This is a genomic window from Streptomyces sp. JLBG701 (genome assembly GCF_058544905.1).
Genome location: NZ_CM178588.1, coordinates 8,422,376 through 8,443,971 on the forward strand (window position 1 = coordinate 8,422,376; position 21,596 = coordinate 8,443,971).

Below are 21,596 nucleotides of genomic sequence, written 5' to 3' on the forward strand. Positions count from 1 at the left end.
GGATCGGATGCTTACAGCTGTCAGGCGCGGGTCGCCCACACGTAACGGTGTTCCGGGCGGCCCGCGTCGCCGTACTTGAGGGTCAGCCTGGCCCGTCCCGTGCGCTCCAGGAGCTTCAGATAGCGCTGGGCGGTCTGCCGGCTCACGCCCGTCCGCTCCGCGATCTCCTGGGCCGACAGGGGGCCTTCGGCGTTCATCAGGGACTGGCGGACGAGCTCGGCGGTGGTGGGTGAGTGCCCTTTGGGCAGCTCGGGCTCCGACGTCGTGGACAGGGCGCCGAAGATGCGGTCCACCTCGGCCTGTTCGGCCTCCCCGCCGCCGTCGAGCGTGCGACGCAGCTGTGCGTACGCCTCCAGCTTGGCGCGCAGGCCCGCGAAGGCGAACGGCTTGACCAGGTACTGCAGCGCGCCCTGTCGCATCGCCGCCTGTACGGTCGCCACGTCCCGGGCCGCCGTCACCATGATCACGTCGGTCTGGTGGCCGCGCCGGCGCATCTCCTGGACGACCGCGACGCCCGTCTCGTCGGGCAGGTAGTGGTCCATGAGGACCAGGTCCAGACGGGGCAGCGACTCCAGCTGCCGTAGCGCCTCGGCCGCGTTGTGGGCCTCGCCCGCGACATGGAAGCCCGGCACCTTCTCGACGTAGGCGGCGTTGACGCGCGCGACCCGGGTGTCGTCGTCCACGACCAGGACCTCGATCATCGCGACTCCTCCTTGGCGGCGCTCTCCGGGGCCGCGAGGGCGTTCACCGGGGCCGGGACGGCATTCTCCCGGGTTGACGCAGCGTTCTCCGCGCCCGGGTCGGTGGTCACCGGGCCCGACGGCACGGTGGCGGCCGGCTCCAGATCCGGCTCGGCCAGCGCCTCGGGCAGGACGACCGTGAACTCCGCGCCACCGCCGAGCGCCTCGCTCACCGCAGCGCTGCCGCCCTGCCGCTCGGCGAGCCGACGCACCAGGGAGAGCCCGATGCCGCGCTTGCCGTACTCCGGTGGCTTCTTGGTGGACCAGCCCTCGGTGAAGACCAACTCACGCTGTTCCGGCGGGATTCCAGGCCCCGTGTCGCGCACCCTCAGCACGGCGGTACGGCCCTCGGCGCGCAACTCGACCTCCACGCGCGCGTGCGGTGTGCCCCCGACGGCGTCGAGCGCGTTGTCCACCAGGTTGCCGACGACCGTGACGAGCCCCCGGGGATCGACCAGCCGGTCCGGGAGCCGGGTCCGGTCCGAGATCCACAGGGCCACTCCGCGCTCGCCGGCGACGGTCGCCTTGCCGACCAGCAGCGCGGCGAGCAGCGGATCCTGGATCTTCTCGGTGACCTGTTCCGCGGTGGCCCGGTGATCGCCGACCACCTCTCCGACGAACTCCACGGCATCCTCGTACATGTCCAGTTCGAGCAGCCCCAGAAGCGTGTGCATCCGGTTGGCGTGCTCATGGTCCTGGGCGCGCAGGGCGTCGATCAGACCGCGGGTCGAGTCGAGCTCGCGGCCGAGCTGCTCCAGCTCGGTGCGGTCGCGCAGGGTGGCGACGGCGCCCTCGTCGTCGGTGGGCATGCGGTTGGCGACCAGGACCCGCTGTCCGCGGACCGTGAGCAGGTCGGTGCCGGTGACCCGGCCGGCCAGGACATCGGCCGTACGTCCCTCACCGAGCGCCTCGTCGAGGGTCTGGCCGAGGGCCTCGTCCCCGATGCCCAGCAGGCGCCGTGCCTCGTCGTTGAGGAGGCGGATGCGGCCGGTGCGGTCCAGGGCCACGACGCCCTCCCGGATGCCGTGCAGCATCGCCTCACGCTCCGCCAGCAGCGCCGAGATGTCCGAGAAGGCCAGGTCCCGGGTCTGCCGCTGGACCCGGCGGGAGATCAGCCAGGCGGCCAGCGCGCCCACGGCCAGGGCGCCACCCGCGTACGCCAGCAGCTCCGGGATCGCGTTGATCAGCCGGGCCCGGACGCTGTCGTAGGCGATGCCGACCGAGACGGCCCCGATGATCTCGCCGTCGGCGTCGCGCAGCGGCACCTTTCCGCGCGCGGAGCGGCCCAGGGTGCCTTCGTCGATCTCCATGACCTCGTTGCCGGCCAGGGCCTCGGCCGGGTCGGTCGAGACGTATCCGCCGATCTGCTTCGTGTCCGTGTGCGACCAGCGCATTCCCCGCCAGTCCATCACCACGATGTACTCGGCCCCGGTGGCCTTCCGGATCCGCTCCGCCTCCCGCTGCACGGGACCGTCGGTGGCCGGGGCGGTGTGCAGGATGTCCTCGGCGATCTGCGGCTGCTGCGCGGTGGTCTGCGCGATCGCGAGCGCGCGGCGCATGGCCTGGTCGTCCAGCTGCTTGCCGAGCGGCGCGAGGAACAGTCCGGTCGCGAGCACCGCGACTCCCGCGGCGATCGCCACCTGCATCAGCAGGACCTGCGAGAACGCCCGCCGCGGCAGACCTAGGCGCAGACGGCGTGCGGGGGGAGTGGGGCTCATACCCACGACGGTACGTGGACGGGCGGGCGCTGCCGTAGGGGTGTGGCGTGGATCTCTTGACCGGATCTTGGGGAAACGCCTGACCAAGTCCGGGGAGAGTCGGGATGCCCCAGGCGCCCGGAGACTCAGCTCGCGAGCTTCGTGACCGTCAGCTCCCGCACCGCGACCACGTCCATCCGCGCGGGCGAGCCCAGCACCGAGGCTCCGCAGCTCTCCGGGCGGGGCGGCAGGGACGTGCCCTGGGCCACGACGACCCGCCAGTGGCGCCCGTCGACGTGCGCGACGGTCACCTCCCAGCGCGGAGCCGCCCCGTCCGTCCGTACGACACGCAGCGCGTCCGCCCCGTACTCGCCGGCCGCCGTGCGCACGGCCAGCTCCGCCGCCTGGCCGGGGCGCTCCCAGGCCGAGCGGCCGCGGCAGCCCTCGACGACGATCCGTCCCTCCTCGACGCTGAGCAGGATCTCCTTGACGGCGTGGGCCTCGGCGCGGCCGTAGGCGTATCCGTGCGGCAGCACCAGGAGCGTCGGCGAGAAGCGATGACCACCCAGATGGGTGACCTCCCAGACGCCTTCCACTCCGGAGGCGTTGAGCTCGGCCGCGAGGGGGCGGCCGAGGAGTGCGCAGCAGCGGTCGCGTCGACCGTTGGTGCAGACGAGTGCGAGCGGTTCGCCTGTGTGGGGCTCGCCCTGGAGTGCGGAGTCGAAGGTGTGGTGGTCACCCGCGCCCAGTGCGGCGAAGTCGAGGTCGAGCAGCTGCCACGGGTCGGAGGTCATGGTGCTCTGCAGCCATACGTTTCCGGGAACGGTGTGGGCCGCATACACATGGCGAACCGAGGGCGTACGGGGGTCGGCGTGCCGCCCCGGACGGCGGATGAGCGCGATACGTACGCCCGTGCCCTGCACGGCAGCCTCCAGGGCGCGGCCCAGCGCGGGGTCCAGGTGGCTCGCGGTGAGCGCTTTGGCACCCCAGGGACCGGGCTGTTCCAGCAGCAGCCATGTTGTCGCCGTGGCCGCGGTTCCGGAGATGGGCTCGTCGAAGTCCCGCGATACGGTCGCGCACGTACTCACAAAGGTGAGCCTAACCTGACTTGGTGCAGCGCGACTTCCGGATGGGCTGTGTCCTACTCCGGCAGGGGCTGGGGCGGCCGCGCACCGACGTAGTTGCCGCTGGGACGCATGCGCAGCGGGCGTTCCGTGTACTCCTCCAGGGCGTGGGCGATCCAGCCGGCCGTCCGGGCGACGGCGAAGATGGTCTCGCCCGCCGTGGAGGGCATGCCGCAGGACACGGTGAGCACGGCGAGTGCCAGGTCGACGTTGGCGTGCAGCGGGGCGTGCCGGGCGGTGGTGGTCACGATGTCGCGGGCCGCGGCGAGGGCGGGATCGGCTTGGGGGAGCTCCTTCAGGAGGCCGAACAGCGCACGCGCGCGTGGATCCTCGCCGGTGTAGAGCCGGTGGCCGAGTCCCGGAATGCGGCGGCCGGCCCGCAACTCGTCGGCGATCACGGGTCCAGCGGTACCGCGGTCGAGTACGTCGAGCAGCAGCCGGTGGGCGAGTCCGCTGGCGGCGCCGTGCAGGGGGCCCTCGATCACGCCGAGCCCGGCGGAGACGGCCGCGTAGGCGTGCGCACGGGCCGAAGCGGCGACGCGCACGGCGAGCGTCGAGGCGGCCAGGTCGTGGTCGACGAGCAGCCCGAGTGCCGTGTCCAACGCATGAAGTGACGCCTCGTCGGCGGGGCGTCCGCTCAGCCGTGCCCACAGCCGGTGGGCCAGCGGGCCCTCATCGGTGTGCTCGCGCCGCACCGGCGGGAGGGCGGCGACGAGCGTGGGGATGAGGATGCGCGCGGTGCCGAGCACGGCGTCCTCGGAGAGGTCGAATCGCAGCGGGTCCGCGACCGCGGCGGCGATCGTCGCGACCCGCAACCGGTCGGTGGGCCCGGCGTGTTCTGGCAGGGCGTTGACGGCGCGGCGGGCGACGGCGACGGACGCCCTGGGCGCGGCGAACGTGATTCCGGGGCGCAGCCCGCCGGTCCACAGCCACTCGGCGATCTCCTCGTAGGAGTGCCGTGCGGCCAGTTCCGTCGCGTCGACGCCCCGGAAGTAGTACCGGTCGTGGTCGATGAGTGTGATGCGGGTCCGAACGGACAGCTCGCCGTCGGAGCCCGAACTCCCGCCGCTCTCCCGCCTGTTGCGCCGGGCGAGCGCCTCCACTTCCTGGGCGTCGAAGGTGCTGGCCCGGCCACCGGGCACACGTCGGCTGCCCAGCTGACCGCGGCTCACGTACGCGTACACGGTCTCGGGCTTCACGCCGAGCAGTTCGGCGGCTTCCTTGGTGCTCAGCCGGCGCTCGGTGTGATCGGGGGCGGGTTCGGCGGGTTCTTGGTCGCGCATGAGGGTCACCGTATCCGTATGGACAACATATTGATTCAATCAATATTGACAGAGGTTGAGTCAAGCATGGACAGTCGAATCAAGTCCAGGGAGGAAACATGTCCATCAACAGGGCCGCAGCCACTCTTGTCGACGTACCGCGGGGACTCGCGGGCGTCGTCGTCACCGACACCCGAATCGGTGATGTCCGAGGACTCGAAGGCTTCTACCACTACCGCCAGTACTCCGCCGTCGAACTCGCGCGGACCCGCAGCTTCGAGGACGTCTGGCATCTCCTGGTCCACGGCGAACTGCCGGACGCCCGACAGCAGGAGGCCTTCGCCGCCGAGACCGCCGCACTGCGCCGGCTGCCCGACGAGGTACGCGCGGCCCTGCCCGCCATCGCGGCGGCCAGTGGGCCCTCCGGCCCGCTCGCCGGGATGCGCACCGCGCTGTCGCTGCTGGGAGCGGCTAAGGGCTTCCGCCCCGTGTACGACATCGACACGGACCGGCGCCGCGAGGACGCCCTCGTCGCGGCCGCGGCCGTACCCACGCTGCTCACCGCGTTGCACCGGCTGGGGCAGGGGCTCGACCCGGTGGAGCCGCGTGAGGATCTCTCGTACGCGGCGAACTACCTCTACATGCTGACGGGTTCGGAGCCGGATCCACAGCAGGCCCGGGCCATCGAGCAATACTTGATCTCAACCATTGACCACGGATTCAATGCGTCAACCTTCACGGCACGCGTCATCACGTCGACGGGCGCGGACGTGGCGGCCTGTCTCGTCGGCGCCGTGGGGGCGCTGTCGGGCCCGCTGCACGGCGGTGCGCCGAGCCGGGCCCTGGACACCCTGGATGCGATCGGCACCTCGGACCGCATCGACCCCTGGATCCGTGAACGCGTCCTCGCCGGCGACCGGATCATGGGCTTCGGGCACGCCGTCTACCGCACCGAGGACCCGCGCTCCCGGATGCTCCGCGAGGTCGCCCAGCGCTTCGGCGGCCCGCGCGTCGACTTCGCCGTCGAGGTCGAACGCCACGTCGAGGCGATCCTGGCCGAGTTGAAGCCCGGCCGCGAACTCCACACCAACGTCGAGTTCTACGCGGGCGTGGTCATGGAGCTCTGCGGACTGCCACGCGAGATGTTCACGCCGACGTTCGCGGCCGGGCGGGTGGTGGGCTGGAGTGCCAACATCCTGGAGCAGGCGGAGGACCCGAAGATCATCAGGCCTGCGGCGCGGTATGTGGGGCCGGGGGCGCCGGTGGAGGTGCCGGTGGAGGGGGCGGCCTGAAACGGCGACGGCCTGCCCGCACCGTGAGGCGCGGGCAGGCCGTGCAGGCGCGTGGGGTGCGGCTAGGCGTCCGGGATCTCCGCCTTGGCCCGGATGAGCGTCTCCCGGGTGATGACGACGATGCGCTCGTAGTCCGCACGCGAGGCGTCGTGCGGCAGCTCGTCATCGAGCACCTTCGTGGCCTCTGTCCCGATGACGGCGAAGTTGCCGTCACTCAGTTCAAAGATGTCTGGACAGGACTGGCCGCTCAGGCTTCCCCGCTCACGCGGAGACGCCCCAACTCGACGCACGATTTTCACCGGGGGATCACGAATCCTTGAAACTCGGAGTGGATGAGCGCTCCGAGCACAGGGGTCCCTCGGAGCGATCGGCGCCGATCGGGCAGGGGTACGCCTGGGCGCGCGAAGTGGTCCTCCAGGTGCGGGTGGCACCCGGAGTGCCCAGACGAGGGGCAGCCCAAACCTAGCGGTTTTCGAGGCGTGATTTTGGGCAGAGGCCGAACCCCAAGAGTGAAATCTGTGTTTCGGATGGGGCGGAAGAAGGCTCCCGGCGACCGCTGGGCGACTACTGATCGTCGCTCGGGATGTCGCCGGCCACCCACCACTCCTCGGCGTCGTCCAGATCCTGGACGAGCTGATCCACCATCCGGCCCATCTGCGCCTCCTCCGAAGCCTCCTCCAGGCTGGCCCGGTGATGCTGGGTGGCCTCCCAGTACTGCCGGAAGACCGCGTTGCGGCAGATCATCCTGAGGTGCCCGCGAAGCTCCTCCATGTTGACGAGCCCGATGCGATACGCGTGTAGAGCGTTGGTGTAGAGCGCGTTGGCGAAGAGAAACTGGCGCTGGGTCCGCGCCGGTACCTCGGTCTCGTAGGTGTCCAGTACGGCGGCCAGGTCCGGGTCGTCCATGGCCTTCATCAGAAGCCCGATCAGCAACTGCTGCTGCTGGGACAGATCCGCGTGGCGCTGCCACTCTCCGGCCTGCTCGATGCGGTCGAGCCGACGGCGCAACTCGTCATATCGACGAAGGTGGTTGGTCAGCGCGGTCGCGGTGCCGACCGCGACCGCGAGGCCCGCGACGGCTGCGGACCTCACCCTCCCCCAAGCAACAATCTGTGTGACCATGTCAACCCCCGAATCAGGCGGCCGTCCGCCGGTCGTCGGTTGTGGGTCGACTGAAGGGGACCGGCGAGCGATGGGCGGCGCTTGCCGTCTCCCAGTGTTGCCGAGCGGCTCTGATCGGCAGGGAGGCGGAGAGGAGGCGCACGGAGGTATGCACGGGTCGCGCGATCCGGCGCCATGCCCAACGTTTGCCCAGTGGGCGGTGCTAACAATCGTTCACTCAGAGGCGTTTCTCCTGGCTCGTATCCTGGGGCGGCATTCATTTCCCGTAAATACGCCGGTGCGTGAGCCGGTGCACGCGTCGGTGTGAGAGAGGTCGCACAGTGAGTCAGCCGAGCCCGCATCCCCGGCAGATCCCGGTCGTCGTACTCGCCGGATTCCTGGGCTCCGGCAAAACCACCCTGCTCAACCACCTCCTCCACCGCAGCGGAGGCAGCCGTATCGGGGCCATCGTCAACGACTTCGGTGCCATCGAGATCGACGCCATGGCCGTCGCGGGCGCACTCGGCGACTCGACCGTCTCGCTCGGCAACGGGTGTCTGTGCTGCGCTGTCGACGCCGGCGAACTCGACCTCTACCTGGAACGGCTCGCGAAGCCCTCCGCCGGCATCGACGTGATCGTCATCGAGGCCAGCGGACTCGCCGAACCCGAGGAACTCGTGCGGATGCTGCTCGCCAGCGAGCATCCGGGGATCGTGTACGGCGGACTGGTCGAGGTCGTCGACGCCGCCGAGTTCGACGACACACGCGCGAAGCACCCCGAGATCGACCGGCATCTCGGCCTCGCCGACCTCGTCGTGGTCAACAAGCTCGACAGAGCGCCGGATCCCCAGCGCGTGCTCGCTCTCGTCCGCTCCCTCGTCGACCGCGCCGCCGTTGTCCCGGCCTCCTACGGCCGCATCGACCCCGAGTTCCTCTTCGACTGCCGGCCGTCCGAGGAACGCATCGGGCAGTTGACCTTCGACGACCTGCACGATCACGACGACGAGCACGACGAGCACGAGCCCGATCACGCCGGTCATCTGCACTCGGCGTACGACACCCTGTCCTTCGTCTCCGAAGTGCCCCTCGCCCCGCGCCGGTTGATGGAGTTCCTCGACAGCCGGCCCGAGGGGCTCTACCGGATCAAGGGTTACGTCGATTTCGGCGCCCATGACGCCCTGAACCGCTACGGCGTGCACGCCGTCGGCCGGTTTCTGCGCTTCTACCCCGAGCCCTGGGTGAGCGGAGAGCCCCGCCTCACCCAGCTCGTCCTCATCGGCTCCGGCGTCGACGCGCCCGCGCTCGGCAAGGAACTGGAGGCGTGCAAGGCCGACGCCCCACACGCCGACGAGCATGGCATGTGGGGCGTCCTTCGCTACGTACAGGAACCGGGTACGGAACCGGGACAGGACCCGGAGGCCTGACCGGTTACACCGGGCCCGCCACCACCGACACCGTCTTCGCCAGTGACACGCCCGAGCCGTCGCGGCGCGGGTCGGGTTCCGGGAGTTCGGCCGGGGTGCCGTTCTTCTGCGCGGCCTTGGCCGGCACGGGGCCAGCCCAGGCCAGGGACAGGCAGTCCTCGCCCTTCAGGAAGCGCTGGCAGCGGACACCGCCGGTGGCGCGGCCCTTGCGCGGGTACTGGTCGAAGGGCGTCAGCTTCGCTGTCGTCTGGACCGAGTCGTCCAACGTGCCGCGCGAGCCCGCGACCGTGAAGACGATCGCGTCGGCCGCCGGGTCGACCGCGGTGAAGGAGATGACCTTCGCGCCCTCCGTCAGCTTGATGCCCGCCATACCGCCTGCCGGGCGGCCCTGGGGACGGACCTGCGAGGCCTGGTAGCGCAGCAGTTGGGCGTCGTCGGTGATGAAGACCAGGTCCTCCTCGCCCGTGCGCAGCTCGACCGCGCCGACGATCCGGTCACCCTCCTTGAGGGTGATGACCTCCAACTCGTCCTTGTTGGACGGGTAGTCGGGGACCACACGCTTGACGATGCCCTGTGCCGTGCCGATCGCGAGGCCCGGGGACGACTCGTCGAGCGTCGTCAGGCAGATCAACGTCTCGCCGTCCTCCAGGGAGAGGAACTCCGACAGGGGCACGCCGCCGGACAGGTTCGGCGCCGACACCGTGTCCGGGAGCTGCGGGAGGTCGATGACGTTCATCCGCAGCAGGCGGCCGGTCGAGGTGACCGCGCCGACCTCGCCGCGGGCCGTCGCCGGGACCGCCGAGACGATCACGTCGTGCTTGGTGCGCCTGGCGTCGGCGTCCTCCGGGAAGGGCTCGCCGTTCGCCGTGCGGGCCAGCAGGCCGGTCGAGGAGAGCAGGACGCGGCACGGGTCGTCCGCCACCTGGAGCGGCACGGCCGTCACCGGGGCGCCGGCCGACTCCAGCAGGACCGTACGCCGCTCGGTGCCGAACTTCTTGGCCACCGCGGCCAGTTCGGAGGAGACCAGCTTGCGCAGCTCGGAGTCCGACTCCAGGATGCGCGTCAGCTCCGCGATCTCCGCGTTGAGCCGCTCCTTCTCCGACTCCAGCTCGATCCGGTCGAACCGGGTGAGACGGCGCAGGGGGGTGTCCAGGATGTACTGCGTCTGGATCTCCGACAGCGAGAAGCGCTCGATCAGGCGCTCCTTCGCCTGGGCGGAGTTGTCGCTGGAGCGGATCAGACGGATGACCTCGTCGATGTCCAGCAGCGCCGTGAGCAGGCCTTCGACCAGGTGCAGACGGTCGCGCCGCTTGCCGCGGCGGAACTCCGAGCGCCGCCGTACGACCTCGAAGCGGTGGTCGAGATAGACCTCCAGGAGCTCCTTGAGGCCCAGCGTGAGGGGCTGGCCGTCCACCAGCGCCACGTTGTTGATGCCGAAGGACTCCTCCATCGGCGTCAGCTTGTAGAGCTGCTCCAGGACCGCTTCCGGCACGAAGCCGTTCTTGACCTCGATGACCAGGCGCAGGCCGTGGTTGCGGTCGGTGAGGTCCTTGACGTCGGCGATGCCCTGGAGCTTCTTCGCGCCGACCAGATCCTTGATCTTGGCGATCACCTTCTCCGGACCGACCGTGAAGGGCAGTTCCGTGACGACCAGGCCCTTGCGGCGGGCGGTCACGTCCTCCACGGACACCGTGGCCCGGATCTTGAACGTGCCGCGGCCCGTCTCGTACGCGTCGCGGATCCCGGTGAGGCCGACGATCCGGCCGCCGGTGGGCAGGTCGGGGCCCGGGACGTGCCGCATCAGGGTGTCGAGATCCGCGCTCGGGTAGCGGATCAGATGGCGGGCGGCGGCGATGACCTCGCCGAGGTTGTGCGGCGGCATGTTGGTGGCCATGCCGACGGCGATGCCCGACGCGCCGTTCACCAGCAGGTTCGGGAAGGCGGCGGGCAGCGCCGCCGGCTCCTGCTCCTGGCCGTCGTAGTTGGGGGAGAAGTCGACGGTGTCCTCGTCGATCGACTCCGTCATCAGGCTCGTCGCGTCGGCCATCCGGCACTCGGTGTACCGCATGGCGGCCGGCGGGTCGTCGTTGCCCAGTGAGCCGAAGTTGCCGTGGCCGTCGACCAGGGGCAGGCGCATCGAGAAGGGCTGGGCGAGGCGCACCAGGGCGTCGTAGATCGACGCGTCACCGTGCGGGTGCAACTTACCCATGACCTCGCCGACGACGCGCGCGCACTTCACATAGCCGCGGTCGGGGCGCAGGCCCATCTCGTTCATCTGGTACACGATGCGGCGGTGCACGGGCTTGAGGCCGTCCCGGGCGTCCGGCAGCGCGCGGGAGTAGATGACCGAGTACGCGTACTCGAGGAAGGAGCCCTGCATCTCGTCGACGACGTCGATGTCGAGGATTCTCTCCTCGAACGAGTCGTCGGGCGGCGGGGTCTTCGTGGTGCGGCGGGCCATCGCTGCCGGCTCCTCCTGTTTCTGGTCGTTCGCCTGCTAGGGGCGCACTCTTGCTGATGCGTGAACGGGATCTGACCCGGACCATTGTGGACCGGCGCACTGACAACGAGGACCAGGGCCCGGCGTTGGCCGCTCGGTCCGGCGCCGCGAGGTGCCGCCCGCGCCCACCCGTGCCCTCCTGCGGCACGGCTGCCCGCAGGCTACGCGATCTCGCTCTCGGCGTACGCGGTCCGGGAACTTCGCCGCCGGTCCGCGCGCTTGCATACAGTGGCAGGACGGCAGGAAAACCCGCGGTTTCCCCAACCGCGTTCGCGAGCGAAGGGACGTACATGCCCATGGGTCACACGGCCACAGCCGAGGCAGACTCCGGCGGCCTCACAGCGACCGAGCACCGCTTGGACAACGGGCTGCGCGTGGTGCTCTCCGAGGACCACCTGACCCCGGTCGCCGCGGTGTGCCTCTGGTACGACGTCGGCTCGCGCCACGAGGTCAAGGGGCGTACAGGACTTGCTCACCTCTTCGAGCACCTGATGTTCCAGGGCTCGGGCCAGGTGAAGGGCAACGGTCACTTCGAGCTCGTCCAGGGCGCCGGTGGTTCGCTCAACGGCACCACCAGCTTCGAGCGCACCAACTACTTCGAGACCATGCCGACCCATCAGCTGGAGCTCGCCCTCTGGCTGGAGGCCGACCGCATGGGCTCGTTGCTCACGGCTCTCGACGACGAGTCCATGGAGAACCAGCGGGACGTCGTCAAGAACGAACGCCGCCAGCGCTACGACAACGTCCCCTACGGCACGGCGTTCGAGAGGCTGACCGCCCTCGCCTACCCGGAGGGGCACCCGTACCACCACACCCCGATCGGCTCGATGGCCGACCTGGACGCGGCGACCCTGGAGGACGCGCGCGCGTTCTTCCGCACGTACTACGCGCCCAACAACGCCGTGCTGTCGGTCGTAGGCGACATCGACCCGCAGCAGACGCTCGCCTGGATCGAGAAGTACTTCGGCTCCATCGCCTCGCACGACGGCAAGCCCGTGCCCCGCGACGGCTCGCTGCCCGAGGTCATGGGCGGGCAGCTCCGCGAGGTCATCGAGGAGGAGGTCCCCGCGCGCGCCCTGATGGCGGCCTACCGGCTGCCGAACGACGGCACGCGCGAGGCGGACGCCGCCGACCTGGCGCTCACCGTCCTCGGCGGCGGCGAGTCCTCCCGCCTCTACAACCGGCTCGTACGACGGGACCGTACGGCCGTTGCCGCCGGCTTCGGCCTGCTGCGGCTGGCCGGGGCGCCCTCCCTGGGCTGGCTGGACGTGAAGACGTCCGGTGACGTCGAGGTGCCCGTCATCGAGACCGCCATCGACGAGGAGCTCGCCCGGTTCGCCGCGGAGGGCCCCACGGACGAGGAAATGGAGCGCGCCCAGGCCCAGTTGGAGCGCGAGTGGCTGGACCGGCTCGGCACGGTCGCGGGCCGCGCCGACGAACTGTGCCGCTTCGCCGTCCTGTTCGGCGACCCGCAGCTCGCGCTGACCGCCGTCCAGCGCGTCCTCGACGTGACGGCCGAGGAGGTCCAGCAGGTCGCCAAGGCGCGCCTGCGCCCGGACAACCGCGCGGTGCTCGTCTACGAGCCGGTCGCCGGAGAGGCGGCCGAGGACGCGGATCCCCCCGAAGACCCCGAGGCCGAGGCCACGGTCGAGGCCGGCGACAAGAACGAGGAGGCGGCCAAGTGACCGAGCTCGCCACGATGGAGTTCCACTCCCAGCCGCAGGCCGGCGAGGCAAGGCCGTGGGCGTTCCCGGCGCCGGAGCGCGGGACGCTCGACAACGGCCTGACCGTGCTGCGCTGCCACCGCCCCGGTCAGCAGGTCGTCGCCGTTGAGGTCCTCCTGGACGCGCCCCTGGACGCCGAGCCGGCCGGTCTGGACGGCGTTGGCACGATCATGGCGCGTGCCTTCTCCGAGGGCACGGACAAGCACACCGCGGAGGAGTTCGCCGCCGAGCTGGAGCGCTGCGGGGCCACGCTTGACGCGCACGCCGACCACCCCGGCGTACGGCTGAGCCTCGAAGTGCCGGCCTCGCGCCTCGCCAAGGCGCTCGGGCTGCTCGCCGACGCCCTCAGGGCGCCCGCGTTCGCGGACAGCGAGGTCGAGCGGCTCGTCGACAACCGTCTCGACGAGATCCCGCACGAGCTGGCCAACCCCTCCCGCCGCGCGGCCAAGGAGCTCTACAAGGAGCTGTTCCCGGCCACCGCGCGCATGTCACGCGCGCGTCAGGGCACCGAGGAGACGGTCCGGAACATCGACTCGGCGGCGGTACGCGCCTTCTACGAGAAGCACGTCCGGCCCGCCACGGCCACCGCCGTGGTCGTCGGCGACCTCACCGGGATCGACCTCGACGAGCTGCTCGGCGACACGATCGGCTCCTGGACGGGCTCCAGCGCCGAGCCGCTGCCCGTGCCGCCGGTGACCGCCGACGACACCGGCCGCGTCGTCATCGTGGACCGCCCCGGTGCCGTCCAGACGCAGCTGCTCATCGGCCGCGTCGGCGCCGACCGGCACGACCGCGTGTGGCCCGCCCAGGTGCTCGGCACGTACTGCCTGGGCGGCACCCTCACCTCCCGCCTGGACCGCGTCCTGCGCGAGGAGAAGGGCTACACCTACGGCGTACGGGCGTTCGGGCAGGTCCTCAGGGCCGCCCCGGACGGCACAGGAGCCGCGATGCTCGCCATCAGCGGCTCCGTCGACACCCCGAACACCGGCCCGGCCCTGGACGACCTCTGGACGGTGCTGCGCACGCTCGCCGCCGAGGGACTCACCGACGCCGAGCGCGACATCGCCGTCCAGAACCTCGTCGGCGTGGCGCCGCTCAAGTACGAGACCGCCGCGGCCGTCGCGAGCACGCTGGCCGACCAGGTCGAGCAGTACCTGCCCGACGACTACCAGGCGACGCTGTACCGGCAGCTCGCCGCCACCGGCACCGTGGAGGCCACGGCGGCGGCCGTGAGCGCCTTCCCGGTGAACCGCCTGGTGACGATCCTCGTCGGTGACGCGGCGCAGATCGCGGAGCCGGTCGAGGCGCTCGGAATCGGCGAAGTCACCGTCGTTCCGGCCGAGTAGAGAGCCGACCAGCGGCACGCGCGTACCGACACGCGTACAGGGGCCCTGGTGACTGAAGAGTCACCAGGGCCCCTTTATGTCCGAATTGAGGGAGAGGTTGCCTGTCTGCCCTGTGGCATGCGCTACAAATCGCTTGATCCGTTTGGGGATTGAAAGATGTCCCGTTTAGCGTCGTCCGGGCTGTCCGTCAGGCACTGCGCCGCGTCCGCGGCACCGGACAGCCATCGCCGAGTCCCCGTACGGCGCGAGCCAGGGGAGCCGGGGACCCACTCTGTGCAGTCCCTGGGGTGAATCGGACGCCCGCGCGTGCAGCGAGGGGGTCCGTAGGAGACCTTCCTGCTCCGAACCCGTCAGCTAACCCGGTAGGCGAGAAGGAAGGAAAGGACCAGCCACTACATGGCGTTCACCTGCGCCACCGGGAAGCATCGCGCTCCCAGCCGGATGAAGCGCACCACCGCCCGCGCGGCGGGCATCGCGGCCCTCACCACCACCGGCGTCATCGGCACCCTCGCCGCCCCGGCGCTCGCCGCGGAGAACACCGTCGAGCAGACCGGTCTGATCCCGGTCGTCACCATGGGCGACTCGGTCGCCGAGAAGATCGACGACCAGGCCGCCGCCCAGAAGCAGGCCGCCGAGGACGCTGCCGCGCGCGAGAAGGCCGAGAAGGCCGCGCGCAAGAAGGCCGCCGCCAGGGCCAAGGAAGAGCGCGAGGCCAAAGAGCGCGCCGCCCGTGCGGCTGAGCGCAAGCGCCTCAACACCTTCGTCACCCCGGTCGCGAACTCCTACGTCTCGACGGGCTACCAGGCCGGCGGCTCCCTGTGGTCCTCCGGCAGCCACACCGGCATCGACTTCCACGCCGCGACCGGCACCAGCGTCCGCGCGGTCGGCTACGGCACCGTCGTCGAGGCCGGCTGGGGCGGCTCCTACGGCAACAACATCGTGATCAAGATGAATGACGGGACGTACACCCAGTACGGGCACCTGTCGTCCATCGGCGTCTCGGTCGGCCAGCAGGTGACCACGGGCCAGCAGATAGGCCTCTCCGGCGCCACCGGCAACGTCACCGGAGCGCACCTCCACTTCGAGGCCCGTACGACCGCGGAGTACGGCTCGGACATCAACCCGGTCGCCTACCTCCGCTCGCACGGCGTGAACGTCTGACGACCGACCGCTCCGCCCCCTGAAGCCCCGGCCCCCCGCCGGGGCTTTCGGCGTTTCAGGGGCCCCGCTGTCCAAAAAATATCCATGGATTCCGGCCCGCCATCGGAAATTCCCGCTCATTGCAATAGAGTCACTGAACACACGTCAATCGTCGACGTTTCACGGGGATTAAAGCGGAGGTCGGTCATGCGTATTCCGGCGCACTCGGTATGCACGGCGATCCGGGACGACATCGTCGCCGGTGTCTACGAGCGCGGCAGCCGGCTCACCGAGGAACTCCTCGCGCGCCGCTACGGCGTCTCGCGCGTCCCCGTCCGGGAAGCCCTCCGCACGCTGGAGGCCGAGGGCTTCGTGGTGACCCGGCGGCACGCGGGCGCGTGCGTCGCGGAGCCGACCGAGCAGGAGGCCTCCGACCTGCTGGAGATGCGCATGCTCCTGGAGCCGCTCGGCGCCGCCCGGGCCGCCCAGCGGCGCACCGAGGCCCATCTGAAGGTGCTGCGCGGTCTGGTCAGGCTGGGCCAGGAGCGTGCCAGGAGGGGCAACAGCGAGGATCTGCGTTCCCTGGGCGGCTGGTTCCACGAGACGCTCGCCCAGGCCTCCGGAAGCCCCGCGCTGACCTCCATGCTGACCCAGCTGCGGCACAAGATCGCCTGGATGTACGCGGTGGAGGCGCCGGCCAACCCCGTGGAGTCCTGGGCGGAGCACGGGGCGATCGTGGACGCCGTCGCGCGCGGCGACAGCGACCGCGCGCGGGCGATCACGGCCCTGCACGCCGAGCGCGCGGCCACCGTGCACCGGATGCGGGTTCCCGGCAATGGAGATCGCCCGGATCGCGTGAGGACTTCGCAACATCCCGTAAACATGTCTGGCCTGCGGCATTAACACGGGCACCGTATACAAAGAAGGGATATTCGGTGGAGGCGTATTTCCGCTGCCCTTTTCTCGCGCGCCGGGAATTTCCGGTCGCGCGTCAAAGTCATGCCCGCGGCGATTTTCCCGAGTATGCCCGCGGTAAATTCTGGAAAAACAACAAAGCCGCGCCACCCGGAAAGGGTGACGCGGCTCCGCCGTGCGGTGCGGTTGTCGCTCAGACGGTCTCGGGGAGCTCTTCGAGCCCCTCGGCGACCAGCTTCGCCAGACGATCGAGGGCCGCGTCCGCGCCCTCGGCGTCGGAGGCGAGGACGATCTCCTCGCCACCCGTGGCGCCGAGGCCCAGAACGGCCAGCATGGAGGCCGCGTTGACGGGGTTGCCGTCGGCCTTGGCGATCGTCACGGGGACACCGGAGGCCGTGGCGGCCCGGACGAAGATGGAGGCGGGGCGGGCGTGGAGGCCCTCGGCCCAGCCGACGTTGACGCGGCGCTCAGCCATGTGATGCTGCCCTTCGGGTATTCAGGGTTGTCTAGACCAGTTTCCCACATCGTGAAGCATGCCCGGAGCGGTCCTTCGTCCCGCCCGGGAGTGACGTAGGACCGCGGCCTCGGCCCCACATCCCCGACTTGCTTTCCCCACAGACTGCCTCGCGCCGTTGTCGTACGCGAGCCGTACTCTGGGGCCCATGCAGACCTCGTCGGACCGGCACGAGTACCCCGCCCACTGGGAAGCCGACGTGGTGCTGCGCGACGGTGGTACCGCACGCATCCGGCCCATCACCGTTGATGACGCCGAGCGCCTGGTCAGCTTCTACGAGCAGGTCTCCGACGAGTCGAAGTACTACCGCTTCTTCGCGCCGTATCCCCGCCTGTCCGCCAAGGATGTCCACCGCTTCACGCACCACGACTTCGTGGACCGGGTGGGACTCGCGGCCACCATCGGCGGCGAGTTCATCGCAACCGTACGCTATGACCGGATTGGCGCCGACGGCATGCCCGCCTCCGCGCCCGCCGACGAGGCCGAGGTCGCCTTCCTCGTCCAGGACGCGCACCAGGGACGCGGCGTCGCCTCCGCCCTCATGGAACACATCGCCGCCGTCGCCCGCGAGCGCGGCATCCGCCGCTTCGCCGCCGAGGTGCTGCCCGCCAACACCAAGATGATCAAGGTGTTCATGGACGCCGGGTACACCCAGAAGCGCAGCTTCGAGGACGGCGTCGTACGCCTGGAGTTTGACCTCGAACCCACAGATCGGTCGCTCGCCGTGCAGCGCGCGCGGGAGCAGCGCGCCGAGGGGCGGTCGGTACGACGGCTGCTCGTCCCGGGATCCGTCGCGGTCGTCGGCGTCGGACGCACGCCCGGCGGCGTGGGGCGCGGCGTGCTCGACAACATCAGGGACGCGGGCTTCACCGGCCACCTGTACGCCGTGAACAAGTCCTTCCCGGAAGGACAGAAGGAGCTCGACGGGGTGCCGGCGTACCGCTCGGTGCGGGACATCGAGGGCACCGTCGACCTGGCCGTCGTTGCCGTCCCCGCCGACCACGTCCCCGAGGTCGTCGCCGAGTGCGGGGAGCACGGCGTGCAGGGACTCGTCGTGGTCTCCGCCGGATACGCCGAGAGCGGCCCCGAGGGACGCGAGCGCCAGCGCGAACTCGTGCGCCACGCGCGCGCGTACGGCATGCGCATCATCGGGCCGAACGCGTTCGGGATCATCAACACCGCCGAGGACGTACGGCTGAACGCGTCACTCGCCCCCGAGATGCCGCGGCCCGGGCGGATCGGGCTGTTCGCCCAGTCCGGGGCGATCGGGATCGCCCTGCTGTCCCGGCTGCACCGGCGCGGAGGCGGCGTCACCGGGGTCACGGGCGTGTCGACCTTCGTCTCGTCCGGCAACCGGGCGGACGTCTCCGGCAACGACGTACTCCAGTACTGGTACGACGATCCCGACACGGACGTCGTGCTGATGTACCTGGAGTCCATCGGCAACCCGCGCAAGTTCACCCGCCTCGCGCGGCGGACGGCGGCGGCGAAACCGCTGGTCGTGGTGCAGGGCGCGCGCCATGGAGGCGCGGCGCCGCAGGGACACGCGGTGCGGGCGACCCGGCTGCCGCACTCCACCGTCTCCGAGCTGCTGCGCCAGGCCGGGGTGATCCGGGTCGACACCATCACCGAGCTGGTGGACGCGGGCCTGCTGCTCGCGCGGCAGCCGCTTCCGGCGGGGCCGCGGGTGGCGATCCTGGGCAACTCCGAGTCGCTGGGGCTGCTGACGTACGACGCGTGTCTCTCCGAGGGTTTGCAGCCATTGCCGCCGCTGGACCTGACTACGGGGGCGTCCGCGGAGGACTTCCGGGCTGCGCTGTCGCGGGCGTTGGCGGATGACGCGTGCGACGCGGTCGTGGTGACGGCGATACCGGCGATCGGGGACATGTCCGCCGGGGACGGGGTGTTGGCGGAAGCGTTGAGGTCGGCCGCGGCGGAGGTTCCCGGGAAGCCGGTGCTGGTTGTGCATGTGGAGCTTGGGGGGCTCGCGGAGGCGTTGTCGGCAGCGGCCAGTACCGCACCACAGGCGTTCCGTCCCACGGATCGTCTGCCCACCGCGGTGCCGGAGCGACCGGCAACCCCAGCCGACACTCCCCGAACCGGCTCCCGCCTCATCCCCGCCTACCCCGCCGCCGAGCGTGCCGTCAGGGCCCTCGGCGAAGCCGTCAAGTACGCGCAGTGGCGGCGGGAGGCCGCCGAGCCCGGGAAGGTGCCCGAGTACGAGGACATCGACGAGAAGGGGGCCGCCGAGCTGATCGACGGCCTGCTCGCGCGCGGGCAGGGGCTGACGCTCGGCACGGAGGAGACGTGCGAGCTGCTCGGGAAGTACGGCATCGACGTCCATCGCGCTCTGCCCGCCCCCACCCCCGATGACGCCGTCGCCGCCGCCCGCACCCTCGGCTATCCCGTGGCCCTCAAGGCCACCGCCCCGCATCTGAGGCACCGCGCCGACCTGGGCGGCGTACGCCTGGATCTGGCGGACGAGGAGCAACTGCGGCGGGCGTACGCCGAGTTGACCGAGCTCTTCGGGAAGCCGGAGGAGCTGCGTCCGGTGGTACAGCGGATGGCGCCGCGTGGGGTCGACACCGTCGTGCGGGCGGTCATCGACCCGGCGGCGGGGGCCGTGCTCTCCTTCGGACTCGCGGGTGCCGCCTCGCAGCTGCTCGGGGACACGGCGCACCGGCTGGTTCCGGTCACCGACCGGGAGGCGACCTCGCTGATCCGGTCGATCCGGACGGCACCCCTCCTTTTCGGCTGGCGCGGCTCGACGCCCGTCGACACGCCTGCGCTGGAAGAGCTGCTGCTGCGCCTGTCCCGGCTGGTCGACGACCACCCCGAGGTCGTCGCGGTCACCCTGGAGCCGGTGGTCGTGGCCCCGCACGGCCTGAGCGTTCTCGGCGCCTCCGTGCGGCTTGCGCCCCCGCCCGCCCGCGACGACCTCGGGCCGAGGACGCTGCCGGTTTACTGACAGGCGGCGAGCGGTGCCTCGCAGTCAGTGGGCCCCCGTAGGATGGACGTCATGGCCAAGACCAGTACGTCGACCCAGGGGCTGCGAGCGGCGATCGAGCGCAGCGGTTACTACCCGACCCTCGTTGCCGAGGCGGTGGAGGCCGCTGTGGGCGGCGACTCCATTCGGTCGTACCTGGTCCACCAGGAGACTACGTTCGACCAGAACGAGGTGCGGCGGCACGTGACCGTGCTCGTCCTCACCGGCAACCGCTTCATCGTCAGCCACACCGACGAGCAGGCCGCGGACGACACGTCCCCGACGCCGTACGCCACGACGTCCACGGAGTCCGTGAAGCTCGGCCGGATCTCGTCGGTCGTGGTGAGCCGGGTGGTCGCCAACCCGGAGTCCTACACCACGGGCACGCTGCCCCGCGAGGTCGTGCTGACCATCGGCTGGGGCGCCGTCTCCCGCATCGACCTGGAGCCCGCCGCCTGCGGCGACCCCAACTGCGAGGCGGACCACGGCTACACGGGCAACTCGACGGCGGACGACCTCAGTCTGCGCGTGAGTGAGGCCGGGGACGGACCGGAGACGGTGCGCCAGGCTCTCGCCTTCGCCCAGTCGCTCTCCGAGGCGACAGCGGACGTCGCGCGCTGATGGTTCAGCCCACCGCCTGGGATCATCCAGAACCTCTCGCCATCGGCTCCGCGCCCGTCCCCGAGTACGGCATCGGCTCACTCGCCGATCTGCTGCCCACGCTGGCCGCCGGCATGGACGTACCGGGCATGACCGCCGCCATCTCGGAGCTGACCCCCGCCGACCGGAACTGCGTGTTCCTGATCGACGGTCTCGGCTGGGAGCAGCTGAGGGCGCACCCCGAGGAAGCCCCCTTCATGAGCTCGCTGCTCAGCAGCTCGCGCGGGGGCACGGGCCGGCCGATCACCGCCGGCTATCCGGCGACCACGGCGACGTCCCTCGCCTCCATCGGCACCGGCCTGCCGCCCGGCGCGCACGGCCTGCCCGGCTACACCGTGCGCAACCCGGCCACCGGCGAGCTGATGAACCAGCTGCGCTGGCAGCCGTGGACCGCGCCGAAGCCCTGGCAGCCGTACCCCACCGTCTTCCAGCTGGCCCACGACGCGGGCGTGCACGCGGCCCAGGTGTCGTCGCCCGCCTTCGAGAACACCCCGCTGACCAAGGTCGCGCTCAGTGGAGGAACGTTCCACGGGCGGCTGACCGGCGAGGACCGCATGGACCTCGCGGCCAAGCAACTGGCCGCCGGTGACCGCTCCCTGGTCTACACGTACTACGCCGAGCTCGACGGAGCCGGCCACCGTTTCGGCGTCGACTCGGACACCTGGCGCGGTCAGCTCATGTACGTCGACCGACTCGTCCAGCGCCTCGCGGAGCAGCTGCCGCCGCGTACCGCGCTGTATGTCACCGCCGACCACGGCATGATCGACGTGCCCTTCGACGAGCAGCACCGCATCGACTTCGACGAGGACTGGGAGCTGCGCGCCGGGGTCGCCCTGCTGGGCGGCGAGGGGCGCGCCCGCCATGTCTACGCGGTGTCGGGCGCGGAGAACTCCGTGCTGACGTGCTGGCGCGAGGTGCTCGGCGAGCAGTTCTGGGTGGCTTCGCGGGACGAGGCGATCGCGGCCGGGTGGTTCGGCCCGCACATCGACGAGCGGGTGTACGGGCGTATCGGTGACGTGGTCGCGGCCGCGCGGGACGACGTCCTGATCGTCGCCTCCGAGCGGGAGCCGAAGGAGTCGGCGATGGTCGGAAACCACGGTTCGATGACCCCTGCCGAGCAGCTGGTCCCGCTCCTCGAAGTACGCTCCTGACGGTCTCCTGCCCCGCCCTT

17 protein-coding genes and 1 riboswitch are annotated in these 21,596 nt (G+C 70.8%); of the genes, 9 read left to right on the plus strand and 8 right to left on the minus strand.

Translation table 11 applies throughout. The annotated features are described in order from the left end of the window. Positions 1-20: 20 nt before the first annotated feature. From AC5DRG_RS38845 to AC5DRG_RS38860, 4 genes are all read right to left on the minus strand, one after another. Positions 21-701, minus strand: a complete 681-nt coding sequence (locus AC5DRG_RS38845) for a response regulator (RefSeq protein WP_491804475.1) — start codon at positions 699-701, stop codon at positions 21-23. Continuing rightward, on the minus strand, positions 698-2,458 hold the full coding sequence (locus AC5DRG_RS38850; protein ID WP_491804477.1) for an ATP-binding protein: 1,761 nt from the start codon (positions 2,456-2,458) through the stop codon (positions 698-700). Before AC5DRG_RS38850 ends, AC5DRG_RS38845 begins: the two co-directional genes overlap by 4 nt. Before the next feature lie 125 nt (positions 2,459-2,583). Continuing rightward, the gene (locus AC5DRG_RS38855) at positions 2,584-3,525 is read right to left on the minus strand and encodes a ferredoxin family protein (RefSeq protein WP_491804479.1); all 942 of its coding nucleotides are present in this window, start codon (positions 3,523-3,525) and stop codon (positions 2,584-2,586) included. 53 nt (positions 3,526-3,578) lie between these two features. Next, entirely contained in the window at positions 3,579-4,844 is a 1,266-nt protein-coding gene (locus AC5DRG_RS38860) for a citrate synthase (protein WP_491804481.1), read from the minus strand. Positions 4,845-4,942: 98 nt separating this feature from the next. On the opposite strand from AC5DRG_RS38860, the gene AC5DRG_RS38865 reads away from it, so the two are divergent. Further along, a complete protein-coding gene (locus AC5DRG_RS38865; RefSeq protein ID WP_491804483.1) occupies positions 4,943-6,115 on the plus strand; it encodes a citrate synthase/methylcitrate synthase in 1,173 nt (390 codons plus the stop codon). 62 nt (positions 6,116-6,177) lie between these two features. Here the strand turns inward: AC5DRG_RS38865 and AC5DRG_RS38870 are convergent, their stop codons facing one another. Continuing rightward, positions 6,178-6,414, minus strand: coding sequence for a hypothetical protein (locus tag AC5DRG_RS38870; protein ID WP_491804485.1), 237 nt, complete (start codon positions 6,412-6,414; stop codon positions 6,178-6,180). A 265-nt stretch (positions 6,415-6,679) separates the two neighbouring features. Then, positions 6,680-7,207, minus strand: a complete 528-nt coding sequence (locus tag AC5DRG_RS38875) for a DUF6082 family protein (RefSeq protein WP_491804487.1) — start codon at positions 7,205-7,207, stop codon at positions 6,680-6,682. 350 nt (positions 7,208-7,557) lie between these two features. Between AC5DRG_RS38875 and AC5DRG_RS38880 the strand changes: the two genes are divergently transcribed. After that, a complete protein-coding gene (locus AC5DRG_RS38880; RefSeq protein WP_491804489.1) occupies positions 7,558-8,640 on the plus strand; it encodes a CobW family GTP-binding protein in 1,083 nt (360 codons plus the stop codon). Between the two features lie 4 nt (positions 8,641-8,644). On the opposite strand, the gene AC5DRG_RS38885 is transcribed toward AC5DRG_RS38880, so the two are convergent. Then, positions 8,645-11,101: a DNA gyrase/topoisomerase IV subunit A gene (locus AC5DRG_RS38885; protein WP_491804491.1), complete on the minus strand. Its 2,457-nt coding sequence runs from the start codon at positions 11,099-11,101 to the stop codon at positions 8,645-8,647. A gap of 329 nt (positions 11,102-11,430) precedes the next feature. Between AC5DRG_RS38885 and AC5DRG_RS38890 the strand changes: the two genes are divergently transcribed. From AC5DRG_RS38890 to AC5DRG_RS38905, 4 genes are all read left to right on the plus strand, one after another. After that, positions 11,431-12,825 carry a M16 family metallopeptidase gene (locus AC5DRG_RS38890; protein ID WP_491804493.1) on the plus strand — a complete coding sequence of 465 codons (1,395 nt, stop codon included), beginning with the start codon at positions 11,431-11,433 and terminating at the stop codon, positions 12,823-12,825. Beyond that, entirely contained in the window at positions 12,822-14,210 is a 1,389-nt protein-coding gene (locus AC5DRG_RS38895; protein ID WP_491804495.1) for a M16 family metallopeptidase, read from the plus strand. Before AC5DRG_RS38890 ends, AC5DRG_RS38895 begins: the two co-directional genes overlap by 4 nt. 215 nt (positions 14,211-14,425) lie before the next feature. Then, positions 14,426-14,593: riboswitch (cyclic di-AMP (ydaO/yuaA leader) on the plus strand. 13 nt (positions 14,594-14,606) lie between these two features. Further along, complete coding sequence (locus tag AC5DRG_RS38900; RefSeq protein ID WP_491804497.1) at positions 14,607-15,371, plus strand: M23 family metallopeptidase; 765 nt, start codon at positions 14,607-14,609, stop codon at positions 15,369-15,371. Between the two features lie 186 nt (positions 15,372-15,557). Next, the gene (locus tag AC5DRG_RS38905) at positions 15,558-16,253 is read left to right on the plus strand and encodes a GntR family transcriptional regulator (RefSeq protein ID WP_491804499.1); all 696 of its coding nucleotides are present in this window, start codon (positions 15,558-15,560) and stop codon (positions 16,251-16,253) included. Between the two features lie 205 nt (positions 16,254-16,458). On the opposite strand, the gene AC5DRG_RS38910 is transcribed toward AC5DRG_RS38905, so the two are convergent. Further along, complete coding sequence (locus tag AC5DRG_RS38910) at positions 16,459-16,740, minus strand: HPr family phosphocarrier protein (RefSeq protein WP_491804501.1); 282 nt, start codon at positions 16,738-16,740, stop codon at positions 16,459-16,461. A gap of 187 nt (positions 16,741-16,927) precedes the next feature. Between AC5DRG_RS38910 and AC5DRG_RS38915 the strand changes: the two genes are divergently transcribed. The 3 genes from AC5DRG_RS38915 to AC5DRG_RS38925 are packed head-to-tail and all read left to right on the plus strand — an operon-like array spanning position 16,928 to position 21,576. After that, the gene (locus tag AC5DRG_RS38915) at positions 16,928-19,747 is read left to right on the plus strand and encodes a bifunctional acetate--CoA ligase family protein/GNAT family N-acetyltransferase (RefSeq protein WP_491804503.1); all 2,820 of its coding nucleotides are present in this window, start codon (positions 16,928-16,930) and stop codon (positions 19,745-19,747) included. 51 nt (positions 19,748-19,798) lie between these two features. Beyond that, on the plus strand, positions 19,799-20,386 hold the full coding sequence (locus AC5DRG_RS38920; protein WP_491804504.1) for a DUF5998 family protein: 588 nt from the start codon (positions 19,799-19,801) through the stop codon (positions 20,384-20,386). Next, on the plus strand, positions 20,386-21,576 hold the full coding sequence (locus tag AC5DRG_RS38925) for an alkaline phosphatase family protein (protein WP_491804506.1): 1,191 nt from the start codon (positions 20,386-20,388) through the stop codon (positions 21,574-21,576). Before AC5DRG_RS38920 ends, AC5DRG_RS38925 begins: the two co-directional genes overlap by 1 nt. Positions 21,577-21,596: the final 20 nt, after the last annotated feature.